At 70.5% G+C, this 18,123-nt stretch carries 19 protein-coding genes; 4 read left to right on the top strand and 15 right to left on the bottom strand.

Annotated elements, in window-relative coordinates:
- Positions 1 to 33: 33 nt before the first annotated feature.
- The 3 genes from C503_RS0107085 to C503_RS0107075 all read right to left on the bottom strand — a co-directional run bounded on the left by C503_RS0107085 (position 34) and on the right by C503_RS0107075 (position 4,814).
- Positions 34 to 1,854: a dynamin family protein gene (locus tag C503_RS0107085; RefSeq protein ID WP_169514507.1), complete on the bottom strand. Its 1,821-nt coding sequence runs from the start codon at positions 1,852 to 1,854 to the stop codon at positions 34 to 36.
- 112 nt (positions 1,855 to 1,966) lie between these two features.
- Positions 1,967 to 4,330, bottom strand: coding sequence for a dynamin family protein (locus C503_RS43075; RefSeq protein WP_156893041.1), 2,364 nt, complete (start codon positions 4,328 to 4,330; stop codon positions 1,967 to 1,969).
- Positions 4,331 to 4,442: 112 nt separating this feature from the next.
- Entirely contained in the window at positions 4,443 to 4,814 is a 372-nt protein-coding gene (locus C503_RS0107075; protein ID WP_018681488.1) for a hypothetical protein, read from the bottom strand.
- 101 nt (positions 4,815 to 4,915) lie between these two features.
- On the opposite strand from C503_RS0107075, the gene C503_RS0107070 reads away from it, so the two are divergent.
- Complete coding sequence (locus C503_RS0107070; protein ID WP_018681487.1) at positions 4,916 to 5,464, top strand: RNA polymerase sigma factor; 549 nt, start codon at positions 4,916 to 4,918, stop codon at positions 5,462 to 5,464.
- Between the two features lie 8 nt (positions 5,465 to 5,472).
- On the opposite strand, the gene grpE is transcribed toward C503_RS0107070, so the two are convergent.
- The 7 genes from grpE to C503_RS0107035 all read right to left on the bottom strand — a co-directional run bounded on the left by grpE (position 5,473) and on the right by C503_RS0107035 (position 12,132).
- Entirely contained in the window at positions 5,473 to 6,393 is a 921-nt protein-coding gene (gene grpE / locus C503_RS0107065) for a nucleotide exchange factor GrpE (protein WP_018681486.1), read from the bottom strand.
- Entirely contained in the window at positions 6,390 to 7,046 is a 657-nt protein-coding gene (locus C503_RS38365; RefSeq protein ID WP_018681485.1) for a hypothetical protein, read from the bottom strand. Before C503_RS38365 ends, grpE begins: the two co-directional genes overlap by 4 nt.
- A 56-nt stretch (positions 7,047 to 7,102) precedes the next feature.
- Positions 7,103 to 7,921, bottom strand: a complete 819-nt coding sequence (locus C503_RS0107055; protein ID WP_026316039.1) for an MOSC domain-containing protein — start codon at positions 7,919 to 7,921, stop codon at positions 7,103 to 7,105.
- A gap of 340 nt (positions 7,922 to 8,261) precedes the next feature.
- On the bottom strand, positions 8,262 to 9,509 hold the full coding sequence (locus C503_RS0107050) for an aspartate kinase (RefSeq protein WP_026316038.1): 1,248 nt from the start codon (positions 9,507 to 9,509) through the stop codon (positions 8,262 to 8,264).
- A 1-nt stretch (position 9,510) separates the two neighbouring features.
- Complete coding sequence (locus tag C503_RS0107045; protein WP_018681482.1) at positions 9,511 to 10,890, bottom strand: aspartate aminotransferase family protein; 1,380 nt, start codon at positions 10,888 to 10,890, stop codon at positions 9,511 to 9,513.
- A gap of 740 nt (positions 10,891 to 11,630) precedes the next feature.
- On the bottom strand, positions 11,631 to 11,876 hold the full coding sequence (locus C503_RS0107040) for a DUF2630 family protein (protein ID WP_018681481.1): 246 nt from the start codon (positions 11,874 to 11,876) through the stop codon (positions 11,631 to 11,633).
- Between the two features lie 13 nt (positions 11,877 to 11,889).
- On the bottom strand, positions 11,890 to 12,132 hold the full coding sequence (locus C503_RS0107035; RefSeq protein ID WP_018681480.1) for a hypothetical protein: 243 nt from the start codon (positions 12,130 to 12,132) through the stop codon (positions 11,890 to 11,892).
- Between the two features lie 140 nt (positions 12,133 to 12,272).
- On the opposite strand from C503_RS0107035, the gene C503_RS0107030 reads away from it, so the two are divergent.
- The 3 genes from C503_RS0107030 to C503_RS44365 are packed head-to-tail and all read left to right on the top strand — an operon-like array spanning position 12,273 to position 13,554.
- Entirely contained in the window at positions 12,273 to 13,163 is an 891-nt protein-coding gene (locus tag C503_RS0107030; protein ID WP_018681479.1) for a helix-turn-helix domain-containing protein, read from the top strand.
- Between the two features lie 12 nt (positions 13,164 to 13,175).
- The gene (locus tag C503_RS0107025) at positions 13,176 to 13,397 is read left to right on the top strand and encodes a DUF397 domain-containing protein (RefSeq protein ID WP_018681478.1); all 222 of its coding nucleotides are present in this window, start codon (positions 13,176 to 13,178) and stop codon (positions 13,395 to 13,397) included.
- A complete protein-coding gene (locus C503_RS44365) occupies positions 13,378 to 13,554 on the top strand; it encodes a DUF397 domain-containing protein (protein ID WP_084476848.1) in 177 nt (58 codons plus the stop codon). Before C503_RS0107025 ends, C503_RS44365 begins: the two co-directional genes overlap by 20 nt.
- A gap of 36 nt (positions 13,555 to 13,590) precedes the next feature.
- On the opposite strand, the gene C503_RS0107015 is transcribed toward C503_RS44365, so the two are convergent.
- From C503_RS0107015 to dapA, 5 genes are all read right to left on the bottom strand, one after another.
- Positions 13,591 to 13,998, bottom strand: coding sequence for a type III secretion system chaperone family protein (locus C503_RS0107015; protein ID WP_018681476.1), 408 nt, complete (start codon positions 13,996 to 13,998; stop codon positions 13,591 to 13,593).
- A 20-nt stretch (positions 13,999 to 14,018) separates the two neighbouring features.
- On the bottom strand, positions 14,019 to 14,807 hold the full coding sequence (locus tag C503_RS0107010) for an SDR family NAD(P)-dependent oxidoreductase (RefSeq protein ID WP_018681475.1): 789 nt from the start codon (positions 14,805 to 14,807) through the stop codon (positions 14,019 to 14,021).
- Complete coding sequence (locus tag C503_RS38360) at positions 14,804 to 15,463, bottom strand: SDR family NAD(P)-dependent oxidoreductase (RefSeq protein ID WP_018681474.1); 660 nt, start codon at positions 15,461 to 15,463, stop codon at positions 14,804 to 14,806. The genes C503_RS0107010 and C503_RS38360 overlap by 4 nt, the downstream gene beginning before the upstream one ends.
- A gap of 191 nt (positions 15,464 to 15,654) precedes the next feature.
- Positions 15,655 to 17,160, bottom strand: coding sequence for a 5-carboxymethyl-2-hydroxymuconate semialdehyde dehydrogenase (hpaE, locus tag C503_RS0107000; protein WP_018681473.1), 1,506 nt, complete (start codon positions 17,158 to 17,160; stop codon positions 15,655 to 15,657).
- Positions 17,161 to 17,189: 29 nt separating this feature from the next.
- Complete coding sequence (gene dapA, locus C503_RS0106995) at positions 17,190 to 18,116, bottom strand: 4-hydroxy-tetrahydrodipicolinate synthase (protein ID WP_018681472.1); 927 nt, start codon at positions 18,114 to 18,116, stop codon at positions 17,190 to 17,192.
- Between the last annotated feature and the right edge of the window lie 7 nt (positions 18,117 to 18,123).

The following is an 18,123-nucleotide window of genomic DNA, read 5'->3' as shown; positions in this document are numbered from 1 at the left end:
CGGATTCGAGTCGCCGCCTGAACCCTGCTCCGTTCAGCCTTCCCGAAGCGCGGCGTCGAGGGCTTGGTGCAGGTCGCCCGCCTGGGCGAGGTGGTTCTCCGTCGCGGCGAGGTCCTGGACGGCGGCGCCGCCGGTTCCCTTCCCCCTGCCGAGCGACTGCCTGCGCCTCTCCAGGTCGTGGTGGCGGGCGGTCAATGCGTCGTCGACGGCCTGTTCGGCGGCGGCGCGCCAGGCCAGTACGGCCTTCTCCACGGCGAGCATGATGTCCGCGGTGACCGCAGCGAAGGTCTCGCGGACGGTGGCGGTCAATGCGGTGCGGGTGCGGGCGGAGGCGGCCAGCTTTCGCTTGTGGGCGAGAAAGCCGATGGCAAGGACGGAGCCGATCGCGACCGGCGCGAGCGGTGACAGGGCGGTGGCCCCCAGGGTCATGGCGAGGTAGCTGGTGCTGCCCGCCATCATCACCGTGGGCAGGCCCTCCACCAGCGGGTCGAAGCGGGCCCGGCCGGGGGTGGTCCGGATATCGGCGACGGTGTCCGGCCGGACGAGCAGCTCGGCATCGACGGCGGCCGCGCGGACGTCCATGGCCCGCAGGAACTCGTTGATCACGGCAGCCGCGACGTCCGCGGTCTCGGCGGTGATCTCGGTCCAGGCGGCGGTGAGCGAGCGGTCGAGACTGTCCGGCAGCGCGGCGGCGTAGGCGTTGGTGTCGCGCGGGCCGGACAGGTCGGCGATCTCCGCCTCGTACGTGCGCCGGTAGCCGTCGAGCAGCGCCTTGGCGCGCCGGGTGGCCTCGCGGGCGAGCAGTTGCTGGTCGATCCCGAGCCGCCTGCGGTCCCGGCGGCGCGCGGCCAGGTCCGTGATCTCACAGTCCACTTCGGACTTCCGAGCGGTCAGCCCGGCCTCGTCGGCGTTCTGCACGGCGGCCGCGTCGCGCAGTGACGTCTCCAGTTCCCGCAGCGCGGAGGTCGCGAGAGCGAGCACCCCGCCCGCGCGGACGAGTTCACGCCGGTCCGCCCAGCGGCGCAGATGCCGCTCCAGCAGGGGGAACCCACTGCGCTCACGGCGCGCGGCAGCCCGCTCCGGGTTCGGCGACGACAGCGCGGCCTCGGCGAGCTTCGAGCTGACCGGCAGCCAGGGCGCGGCGAGCAGTCGCCTGGCCACCCGGGGATCAAGATCGACGACCGACCGGGCGAGACGTTCCCGGTTCTCGGTGAGCAGCTCGCGCCACCCGGTCGAGTCCTCCACCTTGGTCAGCACGAACGCGACCGTGTGGATCCGGGTGGCGGCCTCGGCGAGGAAGTCCAGTTCGTGCCGCAGGATCGGCTGATCCTGTGCGCTGACAGCGAACAACAGCGCGTCGGCCCCACCGAGCGCGGCGACCGTGGCGTGCCGATGGCCGAGCGTGAGGCTGTCCACGCCGGGCGTGTCGACGAGCCGGACGCCGTCCAGGAGCGGCGCGTCCACGGTGATCTCGACACCCGTCACGTCGCGTCGCTTGGCCGGTTCGCCGAGCACGGACGCGTAGTCGGCCAGCTCACCCGGCTGGATGACGAAAACGCTTTCCCCACGCCGAATCGTGACTTCCAGCGCGGGCCCCCGCCTGATCGAGACCTGTGTCTCGCTGGCGATGTCCGCGTCCACCGGCAGCAGGCCTGGCATCCCGATCAACGCGTTGACCAGTCTGCTCTTGCCCCGCTTCTGCGCCCCGGCCACGACGACCGTGGCGGACTGCTCCGACCAGCGCGCGGCCTGACCGGCCAACAGCCCGGCGAGATCGTCCCGATCATGGCCGCGCGCCAGGCCGTGGGCGTCGTTGGCCAGCCGCAGCACCCGGCGGATCAGCTCCTGGCTCACCGCGGCCCCCACGAGTTGTCCACAGGTCCCTCGATTCATCCACAGGTGGAAGTCTTTTCGTTGCGGCTCTTGGTTTTCCAAGGCCATCATGGTGTGGAAGCCGGAGGTGAGATCATGTCCCAGCCAGAGACTCGAACGCATCGCAGGCCGCCTCGACCGCCCGCCGAACGGGTGTCGGGAGCGGTCGGTGCAGCAGCTCCCGAAACCGCACCGCACAGGCCGCGGCCCGCGGCGCTATGTCCACTTCGGACACAGCGCCGGTCATGGCGAGCCGATCGACGCCGTCCAGCAGTGCCCGGACGACCCGCCGATCACCCTCGGTCAAGGTCGACTCATCCCGCAACCGCTCCACCAACGCCCGCTCGAACCCGACCGGCGCAGCCGCCTCGGCCACGTCCTCCACCGCCGCGAGCACATCCCGAGCCCGGTGCCCCGCGACGGTGGAACCCGCCATAAACGCCACCTGCCGCCACCGCCGCGACGCCGCCCGCGCCGCGTGAACGACCTCGTCCGCACTCGCGTCGGGTGCTAGCCCCAACCGGGCCGCGATCGTGTCACCACGCACGAGGGTGAGCAACTCGGCGGTCATGGCCTCGTCCAGTACCAATACGCCCTTGGCCACCGCCGCACACGCCGACAACACCCGCAACCCCGCCAACTCATCCGCGATCGGCCGGTTCTCATCGACGGCGGAAAGGAGGTGCCCCACCAGCGCGCGATCCGGCCCGGCCAAGCCGGGGAACCGCGCGCCCAAGCCACGCAACCGAACAAGAGCGGCATGCGCCTTGAGCAGGTCCGCATGCCTGGTGAACCGATCGAGCACGTCCGTCACCGTGGGACTGCTCGGTACCTCGGACCGGGCCCGGTCTTCCTCGACCCTCTCAGTTCCACCGATCCCTGTTTTACCGATCTCGGTTCTACCGACAAAAGTCCGGTGGTCCGACCCCACCGAACCATATCCGCCACCAACGCGCACATGTCCGGCCCCGCCCCCGCGACCCGCGGGTGTGTCGACGAGGGCGGGGCCGGACACCTGCCGCCGAACACCGCCCTGCGCCGGGTCCGGCTCAGGCGTCCCCGAACGGGAAACACCCGACCGGGCCGGGCTGAGCCGGGCCGCCGAGGCTCGATGACCGCCTTCGCCAGCGGAGAGACCCTCTCGCTGTCCGGTGCCGTCGTGCTCGAAACCCGAGCCCGCGGCCGCGCCATCCTGCACGCCGTCGACGGCGGAAACCGCTGACTGCGGCGTGTCGACCGGTCCGGGGCCGGGACGGGGACAACCGTCCCCAGTCCCGATCCCGGGAGCATCGCCGACCTGGCAAGGAGTACTCGTCTGCCCAGGACCTGGGCGGACGGTTCCGCGCTCCGTTGCAGCACCCCGCTGCCACGGCGGAGGCCCATGCCCGAGATCCGGGCGGGCGGCTCCGTTCGCGGTGACTCCTTGCCGTCCTTCGGCGGTGCGCGGTGCGAAGCCGGAGTGGGTCACCAGTAGCCGGTAGAGGTCGTCGAGGGTGGCCGTCGGGTGCCTGCGCAGGTGGTCCACCGCGATGGTGATGCCGTAGCGGTGGAGGCGGTCGACCAGGGCGCGGGCCTCGGCGGCGGGGAGCGGGCCGTAGCCGTCGGTGAACTCCTCCAGGTCGAAGAGGGCGTCCTCGAACTCGGCGGGTGAGCACTCGGCCAGGGTGTGCAGGGCGGTGAGGTCCGGCGGGCGAAGGAGGCGGGCGCGGGCGGTCTCGGCGAGGAGGCCGATCACCGGGGCCACGTCCAGCACCGTGGCGCCCAGTTCGGTGGTCGCTCGGGCGGTGAGGCGGTGGGCGACCGGCCACGGGTCGGGGTCGTCGGAGCGGCGGTCGATCTGGCTGAGCACAGCGGCCGTGTTGACCGCCGTCAACCCGCACGCGGCCGACAGGGCGCGGAACTGGGTGAGGGTGTCGGCGTCGAATCGTTGGACGTAGCGGAGGACGTACAGCAGAGCCTGTGCGTGTTCGGCCGCCGCGTCGCCGAAGAGGAGGCGGCGGGTGGCTTCCTCGGTGGCCGCGCCGACCGTGTTCAGGCCCGGGGTGTCGATCACGGTCACGGTGCGCAGCCACGGCATGGGCAGGCGGACGCGGAGGCGGAGCACGTCCTCGGTCGGGACGCCCAGGTTCTCGGGCAGTCCGGTGTCGGGGAGGCGCAGGTGGCGGACACGGCCGGCGACTTCCTCGACCAGCAGGCCGGGTTCCGGTCCGTACTCGTACCAGGTGACGACCCGGGTGCACTCCCCCGCGTCCACGGCCGCCACCGGGCGGCCCAGGATGGCGTTGATCAGGGTGGACTTGCCCGCGCTGACCGCGCCCGCGACGGCCAGTTGCAGGGGCAGCTCCAGGCGTTCGGCGATGGCGGCGAGTTCGGCGCGCAACCCGGCGTCGTGGGCACGCGCGGCGCCGTCGCGGCACATGGTGCGCAGCACCATGGCGGCACGCTCACGTGTCGTCACCTGATCACTCCACAAACAACCCGAACCCGGTCAGCACTCTCCCCATCGACTTCGACCGGTCAACCGCTACCGGTCGATCCCGGTCGAACAACGGGCGTCGGTGGGGAATCGGTCACCACGGCGGGTCGATGTGGTGCTGGTGGTCGAGGCCGGGGTCCGAGTCGTGGTCCGGGCCGTGGTCGTGGTGGGTGTCGAGGTCCGGTTCCGGGTCGTGGTGCGGGTCGAAATGGTGGTCGGGCTGATGGTCGGATCGGTGGTCGGATCGGTGGTCGAGGTCCGGCCGGAAGTGGTCCGGTTCGTCCACTGTGTACGGCTCGGTGGGTGCGTCGCCGAAGTCGGCGCCGACCGGGTACAGGTCGTGCGCGACCTCGCCGGTGTCCGCGAAGGTCGTCTCGAACATCGCCGCCCCGTGCGCGGCGGGCAGCGGGTCGACGCTGTCGAAGAGGAGTTCACGCAGGGCATTCCGGTCGTAATCCTCGGTCACGGCGCACCCTTTCGCGATAACGCCGGGGGTACCGGCGGCGAATCACTGGCTGACCCGTCCCGCAGTCCCCGGATCGGAGCGCGCGTGCCCTGGAGTCGCCGGTGAGTGCCGGTCCGTTCCCGGTGGACGACGCCCCCGAGTCCGAAGAGGAGCTGGTCAGGGCCGCGGCCGCGGGTGACCAGCGCGCCTTCCGTGCGCTGTGGACCGGCGCCGAGCGGCAGGCCTACGCGCTCTGTTTTCGGCTCACCGGCAGTCACGCCGACGCCGCCGACGCGTTGCAGGACGCGCAGATCGCGGCGTGGCGCGGGCTGGACAGGTTCAACGGCGACTGCGCGTTCGCGGTCTGGGTCTACGCGATCGCCCGCAACGCCGCGCTCGGCATCCTGCGGTCGCGCAAGCGTCGCGCCGAGGTCGACCTCAACGGCACCGCCGAGCCCACCGCGGCCCCGTTCGCCGACGCGGTCGCGTCCGCGATGGACGTGCGCGCCGCGCTGGCAGACCTGCCCGAACGCCACCGCGAAGCCGTGCTGCTCTGGGCGGCGGGCCTCACCTACGACCAGGTCGCCGCCGTGCAGGAGGCGCCGGTCAACTCCGTGCGGGTGTGGATCCACCGGGGCCGCCGCGCGCTGCGGGAACGTCTCGAACGCTGACACCGGCCTCACCCGGCCCGGTAGACGACGACCTCGGGGAACCGCACGACGCGACCGTTGTCGAGGTATCCCGGCCGCACCGTCTCCGCGACCCGATCATGCTGGTCGGCCCGCGTCGCGGTGACCGTCGCCGTCGCGGTGTGCCGGGTCGGGTCGAACAGCTCCCCCTCGCACCGAACCTCCTCGACCCCGACACGGCTCATCGCCCCGTACAAGCGCGCCGCCAACTCCGGCAGGCGCGCGCCGAGTTGGTCCCGGTAGCGCACACAGGCCAGCACCAGCGCATCACGTTTCGGCTCCTCGTCGAGCAACCGCGCCACCTGCTGCCGGATCGCGTCACCGGGCGCGCGCTCCGCGACATCACGCAACGCGTCGGCCAACACCACCCGGTCGTCCGGCAGGTCGACCGGCGGCACCATCGCCGTCGGCGCGACCGGCGTCGGCCACGACATCGACACCGGCGGCCGCCGACGACGGAACACCAGCAGCAGGACCACCACCAGCGCGATCACCCCGAGCCCGATGAGCGCGGGCACCAACAGCCCGGCCCCGGTCTCCTCCGGCGGCCGCACCGGCGGCTGATCCGACGGCACCAGCACAACCGACGTCACCGGCTCGGCGACCGTGCTCGGCGGCACCCGCCCGACCCCGGACGGCACCCCGACCTCGCCCGGCTTCGGCAGTACCGTCGTCTCCCCGGGCTTCGATTGCACCGCCGTCTCGCCGGGTCTGGGTGCTCCCGCGGTCTCGCGAGGGTTCGGCTGCGCCGGGTTCTGCGGCACTGCCGTGGGCTCGGGTCTCGACGGCAGGGCAAGCGTCGTCGTGGACACCGCGAGTGTGGCCGCGCCCGCGTTGATCGGGGCGGTCATGGCCGCGGTGGCGACGAGGATGAGAAGAGCCGCGCGGGTGGCGGTGCGGAGACGGGTCACTGGTCGAGTGCGTCCTGGGCTTGCGAGATGGCGCGGTCGGTCTCGATCGCGTTGTCAGTGGCGGTCTCGTGTACCTCGTCCAGGGCCGCGCGCTGCTGGTTCTGCACGTCGATGTCGTGGTAGATCTGGTCCTGGTAGATCTGCCCCTCCAGTGCGTGCGAGGTGCGGGCGGCGTTCTCGATGTGCTCGTTCGCGGCGGCGACGTCGTCCGCGGGGACCGAGCCGGGGTCCATCGCGTCGTGGTAGATGGTCGATGCGTCGTGCATGCTGCTGCCGGTCATGTCCATCACGGCCTGGGTGCCGCTGGGGATGTCGTAGATGCCGCTGCCGTAGTCCGGGGTCGCGGTGTCGACGGGCGTGTAGTCGACGTTGGTGTAGTCGCCCCCGGTGTGATCGTCCGCGGTGTGGTCGGCCCCGGTGTAGTCGACGTTGGTGTAGTCGCCGGTGGTGTCGGGTGGGACCGCGGTCGGGTCGACGACGATCACGTCCGCGTACCCGTCGGCGTCGACGTCGTACACGGCCACGTCGGCCGTGCCGTCGCCGTTCAGGTCGGTGGTCACCGAGTCGGCGACGTGGTCGCCGTTGGTGTCGACCATGGTGGTGTCGGCCAGGCCGTCGCCGTTGCCGTCGGACAGGTAGACCGTGGTGTCCATGCCAGTGCCTCTCGTTCGCCGGGTCCGATCACCAGATGCCGGGAACGCGGCACGAGTTACACCCGGCCGGAAGATTCTTCCCAGCGGGTCGGCCGCAGCTCGTCGCCGATCGCGATCCGGCCCGGCTCGACCACGGCGAACTTGGTCCCGAACGCCACCCCGCCCAGCGGCGACCGACGGTAACCGGCCAGCGTGCGCAGCGGTTCGGGCCCCTGGCGCGCGCCTGCGGCCTGGTCGACGAGTGTGACGGCGCAGCGGATGGCGGGCTTGGTGTAGCCGAGGCGGACCGTGCCGACCACACAGCCACGCAGGTCGTCCTCGGTGTACGGGTCGGGCCAGCCGTCGATCAGGAGGTTGGGGCGGAACCGGTCGGGCCGGACGTCCCGGTTGCCGATCCGCGCGCACAGGTCGTCATAGGACGCGGTGGAGAACAGGTGGATGGGGCTGCTGTCGGCGAACCCCGAGGTCCCCGGGGTCTCCCCGTCGGTGACCCGATCGTGCTCCGGCGGCACCCGGACGAGCCTGCTGGGCGCGCCGAGCACGTCCGACAGCCAGGCCGCGGCCTCGTCGCCCTGGTCGATCGCCCGGTACGGATCCCCGAACATGGTCACGTCCCGCCGCGCCGACGAGATGTCGATCCCCACCACGACCCCGCCGAACCCGTCCGCGACCAGCGTGATCTTGTCGCCGACGACCTCCGGGGCGATCAGCGCCAGCCGCGGGTCGCGCCGCTGGCTGCGGAACACGCCGTCCGGGCCGACGACCATGAACGCCCTGTCGTGCTCGACCCCCGCGCGGCCGACGCGCGCCTCGGTGTGCGCCACGCCCGCGCACCCTTTGACCGGATAGCTCCAGACCCCCACGACCCGACTCACGACCACACGTTACCGGCAGTTGTCCACATCCCCCAAGACTTATCCACAGCCCTGCCCATCCCGTGTCGACGCCCCTCGCCGAACGCGTAACTTCGGCTGTGGGCCCAGGGCGGGGTGGCCCGCGTCCGGGTCGGCGGTGGGCGTTCTCGGGTGGGGCGCGCCAGCTGACAGTCCACTGTGGTCAGTGCTGGTGTCGCGGGGCGGCGAAGAGGTCTCGCGGCCGGGGATGGCCGGGAAGTCCGGGGGTGCGGCCCCGTCCAGCTGATCGGGGGGCTGGTCAGAGACTTGGGCGGGGCCGCATTCTCCAGGTCGTGTCACGTGGGGTTTGTGTTACAGCCGGTCACCAGCCCCGACCGCTGCCTGCGTAGACGGTGGCCTGGCCCGCACCGCCCAGTTCGAAGACCTCGTGCAGGGCGCGGACGGCCCGGTCCAGGTCGTCCTCGGCGCAGAGGGTGGAGATGCGCAGTTCGGAGGTCGACAGGGTGGTGATGTCGATCTCCAGGGCGGCGAAGGTCTCCCACAGCGTGGCCGCCACGCCGGGGGCGGCGCGCAGCGCGGCGCCGACGATCGAGATCTTGCCGATCGTCTGGTCGACGGTGAGCGTCTCGAAGCGCAGGTCCGAGGCGCGCAGGACGGCCGCGGCCGTGGGGGCGAGGGCGCGCGAGACGGTGAACGACAGGTCGCCCGTGCGGGAGCGGGTGGGCATGTCGATGTCGATCTCGGCGTCGGCCAGGACGCGGAAGACCTGGGCGATCCGGGCCGGGTGGTCGGGGACGCCGGTGATGGTGAGCAGGGCGCTGGTGCGGTCGTGCGCGATGGCGGTGACGGTCGACTTCTCCATCCGGGTCTCCTCCCGTGTGGTCACCAGGGTGCCGGGGTCGTCGGTGAACGACGAGCGGACGTGGATCACCACGCCGTGCCTGCGGGCGTACTCGACCGAGCGGGGCATCAGGACCTTGGCGCCGTTGGCCGCCAGCTCCAGCATGTCCTCGTAGTCGATGCGTTCCAGCAGGCGCGCGGTCGGCACGATCCTGGGGTCGGCGGTGCAGACCCCGTCCACGTCGGTGTAGATCTCGCAGACGTCGGCTCGGAGCGCTCCGGCCAGGGCGACCGCGGTGGTGTCCGAGCCGCCGCGGCCCAGGGTGGTCACGTCGTCGGTGTCCTTGCTCAGGCCCTGGAAGCCCGCCACCATGACGATCCTGCCCTGGTCGAGCTCCTGGCGGACGCGGGTGGGCAGGACGTCGACGATCTGGGCGCGGCCGTGGTCGGGGGAGGTGAACACGCCCGCCTGCCACCCCGACAGCGAGCACGCCGGGTGGCCGAGGTCGGTCAACGCGATGGCCAGCAGCGCGTTGGAGATGCGCTCCCCCGACGTCAGCAGCATGTCCAGCTCACGGGCCGGGCCCGGGGAACGGGACACGCGGGCGGCGAGGTCCAACAGCTCGTCGGTGGTGTCGCCCATCGCCGACGCGACGACCACGACGTCGTTGCCCGCGACGCGGGTGGCCACTATCCGGCGGGCGACGGCCAGGACGCGCTCGGCCGTACCCAGCGAGGAGCCGCCGTACTTCTGGACTACGAGGGCCATCTCAGCCACGCCCCCATTCGCCGCCTCCGCCGAGGCGGCCGATGGCGTCCAGGAGGATGTCGCAGGCGGTGTCGATGACCTCGGCGGTGACGTTGAGCGGCGGCAGCATCCGCACCACCCGGTCGTCGCGGCCGCCCAGTTCGACGATCAGACCGGCGTGCAGCGCGGTGTCGCGGACGCGCGCGGCGAGGGCCGGCGCGGGCGTGCCGTCCGGGGCGTCGGTGAGCTCGATGCCCCACATCAGGCCCATGCCGCGCACGTCGTGCACGAGCGGGTTCCACGCGATCTCCGCGAACCGGGCGGCGAGCTGCTCGCCGCGCCTGCGCACGTTGCCCAGCACGTCGTCGCGGCGGATCACGCGGACCGCCTCGGTGCCCGCGACGAAGGCGAGCTGGTTGCCGCGGAAGGTGCCGGTGTGCGCGCCGGGCGACCAGGTGTCCAGCTTCCGGTCGTACATGATCAGCGCGATCGGTGTGCCGACCCCGCTCAGCGCCTTGGACGCGACGATGACATCCGGCTCGATACCGTACTGCTCGAACGCGAACCAGGTCCCGGTCCGGCCGCAGCCGGTCTGCACCTCGTCCACGATCAGCGGGATGTCCAGCTCCGCGGTCAGGTCCCGCACCCGACGCACGAACTCCGGTCGCGCGGGGACGACGCCGCCCTCGCCCTGGACCAGTTCGAGGATCACCGCGGCGGGCAGCGGGAGTCCGCCGTTGGGGTCGCGCAGGGACCGTTCGAGGTACTCGACGCAGTTGGTCGCGCAGGTGTCGGGTCGCAGGCCGAGCGGGCAACGCGCGCAGGACGAGTACGGGAAGAAGTGCACGCCCGGCAGGCCGTTGGCGACCGGCCGCTTCTGCGACACCAGGCCGGTCAACGCCATCGCGGTCGCCGTCGCACCGTGGAAACCGCCCTGGAAGGAGACGATGTCGCCGCGGCCGGTCGCGGTTTTGCAGAGCTTGACGGCCGCGTCCACGGCATTGGCGCCGGTGGGGCCGCAGAAGTGCAGTTTGGTGCGAGCACGCATGCCTTGCGGGAGCATCGCCAGCTGCGTCTCGACAAAGGCTTCCTTGGCCGGGGTGGGGAAGTCCAGCCCGTGCGTGAGTACGCCGAGCTGGTCGACCATCACCTGCACGAGTTCGGGATGGTTGTGTCCGAGGGAAAGGACACCGGCACCGGCGAGGAAGTCGATGAAGACGTTGCCGTCCACGTCGCGGACGAAGCTGCCCTGGCCGCGCTCGATGGCGATCGGCAGGCCGCGGGGGTAGCTGCGCGCGTTGGACTCGGTCTGCTCCTGGCGGGCCAGGTACCGCGCGGACCGCGCGCCGGGAAGCGCGCCCTCCACGTGTGGCCTGCTCATCTCGACTATCAGGTCGGTCATGTGACTGACTCCCATATGGCGTGGTCAGGATGGGGTGAAACTGACGTTCGCTACTCGTTTCGGGTGGGTTGCGCAGTGGCCGGGAAGGAACATCCGCACAGCTCACGGAAGGTCCTCGGGACGGTGAGGACGATCCGGCGTCCACTGTGATCACAGCAGGTCCGATGATCGGGTGCGCGGTCGGGTCGATCGAACATGACCCCGATCCCTTTCTCATGGATTTCACAGGTTCCACTAACGGTGGACGGACGGACGAAACCTAACCGTTGCTAACTAACCCCACGTAGACCCTTTGGGGTAGGAGAATTCACAGCTCATTACCCGAAGGGAGTAGTCACACCTGATCGCGTCTTTACAGGTGGAACTGTGAACGGTTACCTACGAAAGTTCGGCAACTCGTATAACCCCAGGCCATAGCACCAGTCGATGCCTGGTCCGGTTCCCTTGAGACCCAAGCGATCCGGACCGAACGCCGCATACCACGCGACCGTTCGGCCGGAATCGAGCGTTTTGTGCGCGGCGTCGGAGAATGGAAATCATCCGATCTCTTTCGGCGGATCGGCGTGCCTCGCGGCCCGGTGGGACAATCACGCCATTAGGTGTCCAGCCGACTTCGAGCCCATATGCGAGATACCCGAACGGGCGCCCCGGCCGCGCTAAATCCGGTCACGGAACAGAAAAACCCCCGGACGACGGCCGGGACTTCCGGCCGCCGTCAGGGGGATGCCGACAGGATCGTGCTACTGGCGGTATCCCTCGACCTCGCCCACCGGCCGCACCTCGGCACCGTCCGGGTCCTGCCCGGCCGAACGGCGGGCGCGGCGCTGACGCAGGAGGTCCCAGCACTGGTCGAGAGATGCCTCCAGGTCACGCAGGCGCTGCTGCTCCTCCTGGGGGGACAGGCCACCGTGCTGCGTGCGCTCGCGCAGCGCGTGCTCCTCGTCGACGAGGGCGCTGATGCGGTGGTGGATCCGCGTGTCGTCCATGCGGACCACCCTGTCAGGCGGCGTCGAGCCAGACCAGGCGGGCGGAGACCTCGGGGTGGTTGCCGAAGACGGCGAGGGCGGACTCCGGGGTGCGCAGGACGAACCGGCTGTCCCCGTCCTCGGTCACCACGGCGGCGTGCTCCTCGAAGGCGATCCCCCAGGCGGCGACCCGATGGTCCTCGCTGTCGCCCAGCTCCTGGACGACGGCGAACATGCGGGGTGCCTGGGCATGGACGAACTCATGCAGGTCTAGCATTCGAACCCTCCTACAGAACGCATTCGAGTCGGTACTCGTTGTGTAGGATCCAGAGTGGACTTGGACGTCCAGTTTGAAAAGTGGACGTCCATAAGTTCACTCGAAAGAGTGCATGCCCGCTCCCCGGAGGTCGACCCGGTTTGAACCACGACAACATCCCCGCCAACGCGACGGTGCGACGCTGGCAGCTTGCCGAGACACTGCGGCGCCTGCGGGAGGAGACGGGGTTAACGCACGACCACGTGATCGCCAAGCTCAAGGCGACCGGTCAGGGCAAGTGGTCCAGGCCGAAGCTGTCGCGCATCGAGAACCAGGAACAGGGTGTTCGGACCAAGGAGGTCGAGCAGCTGCTCGACATCTACAAGGTGTCCGACCAGGCTGTGCGCGGCTGGCTGGTCGAGTTGGCGGGAACCGCCAACGAGCGCGGGTGGATTGTGGACGTCCGCAAGAACCTGCCCGCCTACTTTCACGTGTTCCTGCACTGGGAAGCGGCGTTGGTGGAACGTCGCGAGTTCGAGACGCTGCTGGTACCGGGTCTGCTCCAGACACCCCAGTACGCCCGCGCGCTGATCTCGGGAATCCATCCGGACCTGTCGGAAGACGAGGTGGGGCGCCGCGTCTCGGCTCGCACGACTCGCCAGCAGATCCTCATCCGTTCCGATCCGGCTCGGCTGCATGTCATCCTCGACGAGGGACTGCTTGAGCGGCCGGTGGGCACCCCGCTGGTGATGCGCAACCAGTTGCGGCGGCTGATGGAGGCGACCGAGGCGCCGAACATCACAATCCAGGTGCTGCCGAAGGCGGCAGGCGCGAGCGCGGCTCTGGAAGGGCCCTTCTCTGTGCTGACGCTGCCCGACCCGATGCCCGATGTGGGCTATTCAGAAGGCCCGTCGCGCGCGGTATATGTCGAGGAACGGGACGAGGTCCGAGAGCTGACGCTCCGCTTCGGGTCCCTTCTCCAGCAGTCACTATCCCAGGCAGACTCAGTGCGGCGAATCGCTGAGGCGGCGACGAGCTTCGAACGATCCTGAAGGAGCCACTAGATGATCGACAACGCCACCTGGCGCAAGAGCAGTTTCTCTGGCGGCGGCGGCAACGGTGGAGCCGACTGTGTGGAGATCGCCCACTTGGTGGACGGCACTGTCGCGATCCGCGACAGCAAGTCGCCCGCGCACGGCATGATCCGCTTTGGCGCCACCGAGATGGCGGCATGCTTTGCGGCTATCCGGGCGGAGAATCTCGACCATGGCAACCGCTTGGCGTAAGAGCAGTTTCTCCGGAGGCGGAGGCGAGCAGGGCGGGAACGACTGCGTCGAGGTCTCCTACGTGGCCGAGGACACCTTGGTTCTCCGCGACAGCAAGGCACCGAGTCGTGGCGTGATCGTCGCGATCGGTCTGCTCATCTGGGTGAAGTCCCGCTGAGCAAACAGAAGGGGGAGGCCGTGGCCTCCCCCTTCATCAGTATTGATCCCCGCCGAAGAACATCTCCTCGATCTGGTCCGCCGTGCCCGCCAACAACTCCAGCGGATCCGTGAACTCGTGGATGTCCAGGTCCTTCAGTGGAAGTGAGTGTCGGAGCACCACATGCTCACCCATGATCGCCGCACCGCAGGCGATCGACGAGTTCCCGATCTCCGCCAGCAGCGCCTTCAGGTCGACCTTGTCCGCCAGTCCCACCGGCGAGGCAATCTGCACCCACTCGTGCTTCGCGTCCAGGATCTCCCGCGCCACGATGACGACCTGCGTGCGCTCGTCGTCCTCGTTGTGCATCTCGAAGTTGAACAGGACCCGGATCTCGTCCTCTCCCTCGGAGATGACGTCGTACTCTTCCCGCACGTACTGGGCCAGATCACGCCACGTCGCCATGCGGTCAGGGTAGCGGGATCTCAGTCGAACGCGATGGTCGGCAGGTCGACGGCGCTGGAGCCCGCGTCGGCCGTGACGACCGCGCCGCTCACGATCGAGGCGTCCTTCGAGGCCAGGAAGGTGATCACCGCGGCGACCTCCTCCGACTCGGCCGGGCGGCCGAGCGGCACGTTCTCGGTGACGATCCGGTAGGCGCCGTCGCGGTCCACGTCCTTGACCTTGCCCAGCTCGTCCATCTGCTCGTCGGCCATCGGCGTGCGCACCCAACCCGGGCACACCGCGTTCGCCCGGACGCCGTGCTTGCCGTAGTCGCGTGCGATCGAGCGGGTCAGGCCGATCAGCGCGTGCTTGGTCGTCACGTAGCCCGCCACCGCCGGACCCGCGAACAGACCCGCCAGCGACGACACCAGCACCACCGAGCCACCGCGCTCGGTCAGCGCGGGCAGCGCCTCCCGGATCGTGATGAACGCGCTGGTCAGGTTGGTGTGCACGGCCTGCTGCCAGCCCGCGTCGTCGGTGTCCAGCGCCGTGCCCAGGCCGTGGCCGCCCGCGTTCGCGACCACCACGTCCAGCCTGCCGAACGTCGCCAGCGTCTTGGCCACGACCGCCTTCATCGCCGCCGAGTCGCCCGCGTCGGCGGGAACGACCAGCGCGGACTCGCCAAGCGACGCCGCGACCTCCTTCAGCGGCGCCTCGCGGCGGCCGGAGAGCACCACCTTGCCGCCCTCCGCCACGATCCGGCGGGCCGTGGCCGCGCCGATACCCGTGCCCGCCCCGGTGATCAGCGCCACCGTGTCCGCGAACCTCATGCGCCCTGTCCTCTCGTTGTGATCGTCTGTCCACTCAGGTGCGCGCCGCCCGGACCGACCAGCCCGAACACGGCGGCGGCGATGTCGTCCGGCACCAGGAAGTCGGCGCAGTCCGGGGCCACCGCGCCCACCCGGATGCCGAGCGGGGCCACGTCCTTGGCGACCGCGGCGGTGAAGCCGCGCATCGCGCCCGCCACCGTGCCGTGGTGGGCCAGGTGCCCGCAGTCCGCGGCGACGGTCACGATCACCCCGCTGCCCTGCCCCTTCATGCACCGCAGCGCGGCCCGGGTGCCGTAGAACGCGCCGTCCAGCCGGACGCCCAGCGCCGAGTGCCACTGCTCGTCCGAGATGTCCATTGTGGACCCGGCGGCGGCCGGTCCGCAGTCCCAGCCGCCCGCGTTGTTCACCAGCACGTCCAGCCGCCCGAAGTGGTCGACCACCGCCGACACCGCGGCGTCGACCTGCACGGGGTCGGACACGTCGGCCCGCACGACCATCCCGCGCCGGAGCACGCGCGAGGCCAGCTCCGCCGCCGTGGAGTCCCCGTCCAGCACCGCCACCGTGGCGCCCTCGGCGTCCAGGCACGCCGCGATCGCGGCCCCGACCGCGGAGCCCGCGCCGGTGACGAGTGCCACCTTGCCGTCCATGCTGCCCATGACCGGGCACGCTAATTGCCCACGGGGTGGTTTCCGCCACGCCCGGGGCCACTAGTGCGCAGCCGAACAACGAATGTTCGCCGTCGGGCAACCAGTGTCTTGACCTTGAAGCAACGCCCCGCGAACAGGTGAACCGGCCCCGCGAACGGGGCCGGTTCACCTGGTCAGACCCGGCTTACCGGGGCAGGCCCCTACTTGCCCGACTTGCCGAACTGCGGCACGTGCAGGTCGCCGACGGCCACGTGGATGGCACGCACGTCGCTGTAGAAGTCGATGCTGTGCACGCCGCCCTCCTGGCCCACACCGCTGGCCTTGATGCCGCCGAACGGGGTACGCAGGTCGCGCACGTTGTGCGAGTTGATCCAGACCATGCCCGACTGCACGGCGCGCGCCACCCGGTGGCCGCGCTTGATGTCGCTGGTCCAGACGTAGCCCGCGAGGCCGTACTTGGTGGCGTTGGCCAGCTCGATGGCCTCCTCCTCGGTGTCGAACGGCGTCACGCCGACGACCGGGCCGAAGATCTCCTCCTGGAAGATCCGGGCGTCCGAGCGGACGTCCGCGAAGACGGTCGGCTGCAGGAAGTTGCCCGTCGACAGGCCCTCGGGGCGCGCGCCGCCCGCGACCAGGCGGGACTCGCGCTTGCCGATCTCCACGTACTCCATGACCCGCTCGTAGTGCTCGGGGTGGATGAGCGCGCCGACCTCGGTGGTCGGGTCGGCGGGCATGCCGACCTTCACCGCGTTCGCGCGGGCCGCGAGGGCCTCCACGAACCGGTCGTAGATCTCGCGCTGGACGAGCACGCGCGAGCTGGCGGTGCAGCGCTCGCCGTTGAGGGAGAACACGCCGAACACGGCCGAGTCGACCGCGCGGTCGAAGTCGGCGTCGGCGAAGACCACGCACGGCGACTTGCCGCCCAGCTCCATCGACACCTCCTTCAGGTTGTCCGCGGAGGTGCGCATGATGATCTGGCCGGTGCCGCTCTCGCCGGTGAACGAGATGCGCGGCACGTCCGGGTGCGCGACGAGCGCGGCGCCCGCCTGCTCGCCGATGCCGTGCACGAGGTTGAACACACCGTCCGGCACGCCGGCCTCGGTCATGATCTCCGGCAGCAGGCTCGCCGACAGCGGCGACCACTCGGCGGGCTTGAGCACGACCGTGCAGCCGGAGGCGAGGCTCGGCGCGAGCTTCCAGGTCTCCAGCATGAACGGGGTGTTCCACGGGGTGATCAGACCGGCCACGCCCGCGGGCTGGCGGATCGAGTAGTTCACCTGCGCGTCGCCGACGATGTAGGACTCCTCGTGGATGGCCACGATGACATCGGCGAAGTAGCGGAAGTTCTCGGCGGCGCGGTGCGCCTGGCCGCGGGCCTGGGTGATCGGCAGACCGGTGTCGAAGGTCTCCAGCTCGGCCAGCCGCTCGGCGCGCACCTCGATGCCGTCGGCGATCTTGTTCAGGATCTTGGCGCGCTCGCGGGCGCTCAGCCGCGGCCACGGGCCGTCGGTGAACGCGCGCTTGGCGGCGGCCACGGCCAGGTCGATGTCCGCGGCGTCACCGGCGGCCACCCGGCCGTAGACCTCGTTGGTCACCGGGTCGGCGACCGGGAAGGTCGCACCGTCCACACTGGACGCGGGCTTGCCGTCGATGAAGTGCCGCAGGTCGCTGGGCAGGTCCGCCGGACGGGGGACGTCGATCGTCATGGTGGTAGCTCCTTGGTCGGTTCGGGAGGTCAGTTGGCGGGGCGGACGAGCAGGTGCTCGGCCTGCGCGCGCAGCGCGTTGATCCGCTCCAGCCCCTTGGGGGTGGGCTCGATCAGCGGCGCGCGGACGAACCCGCTCTCGATGAGACCGAGGTCCTTGAGGACATGCTTCGCGGGCGCCGGGTTGGTCTCCACGAACAGCAGCTCCACCAACGGCGCGAGCTGGTAGTGCAGGTCGATCGCGCCATCGTGGTCGCCGGAGACGTACAGCTCGTACATCCGGGCGACGGCCGCGGGGGCGATGTTCGCCAGCGCGGAGACGAAACCGATGCCGCCGATGGCCAGCAGCGGCAGGCACAGCAGCTCGATGCCCGACCACATCAGGAAGTCCCGACCGCACTTGTGCAGAACGTGCGAGAAGTGCTCGAAGTCCTTGGTGGTCTCCTTGATGCCCACGATGTTGTCGTGCTTGCGGCGTAGGGTGGCCACGGTGTCGGGGGCGATGTCCAGGGCGGTGCGCGAGGGCACGTTGTAGACCACGATCGGCAGGTCGGGGAACTCGTTGGCGACCGTGCCGTACCAGGCGATCAGACCCTCCTGGGTCGGACGGCTGTAGTACGGGGTGATGACCAGGGCGATGTCGGCGCCCAGGTCCTTGGCCGCGGCGGTCAGCTCCAGCGTCTCGTCCAGCTTGGTGGAGCCGGTGCCGGGCAGGAACGGGACGCGGTCGTCGATCACCTCGGCGACGGCCTTCATCGCGGCGATCCGCTCGGCGATGGTCTGCGCGCTCGGCTCACCGGTCGACCCGCCGATGGAGATGCCGTGCGAGCCGGAGTCGAGCTGCCAGCGCACCAGGTTGCGCAGGCCGTCGAGGTCCACGGCGCCGTCTGCGGTGAACGGGGTGACCACCGGGGCGATCGAGCCCTTGACCGCGGCGGGGGTGGAACGGAACTTCATCTACTTC

This window comes from Actinokineospora enzanensis DSM 44649, assembly GCF_000374445.1.
Classification (GTDB): domain Bacteria; phylum Actinomycetota; class Actinomycetes; order Mycobacteriales; family Pseudonocardiaceae; genus Actinokineospora; species Actinokineospora enzanensis.
Note: the sequence above shows the minus strand (reverse complement) of the source record. Positions and strands in the feature narration are given on the sequence as shown.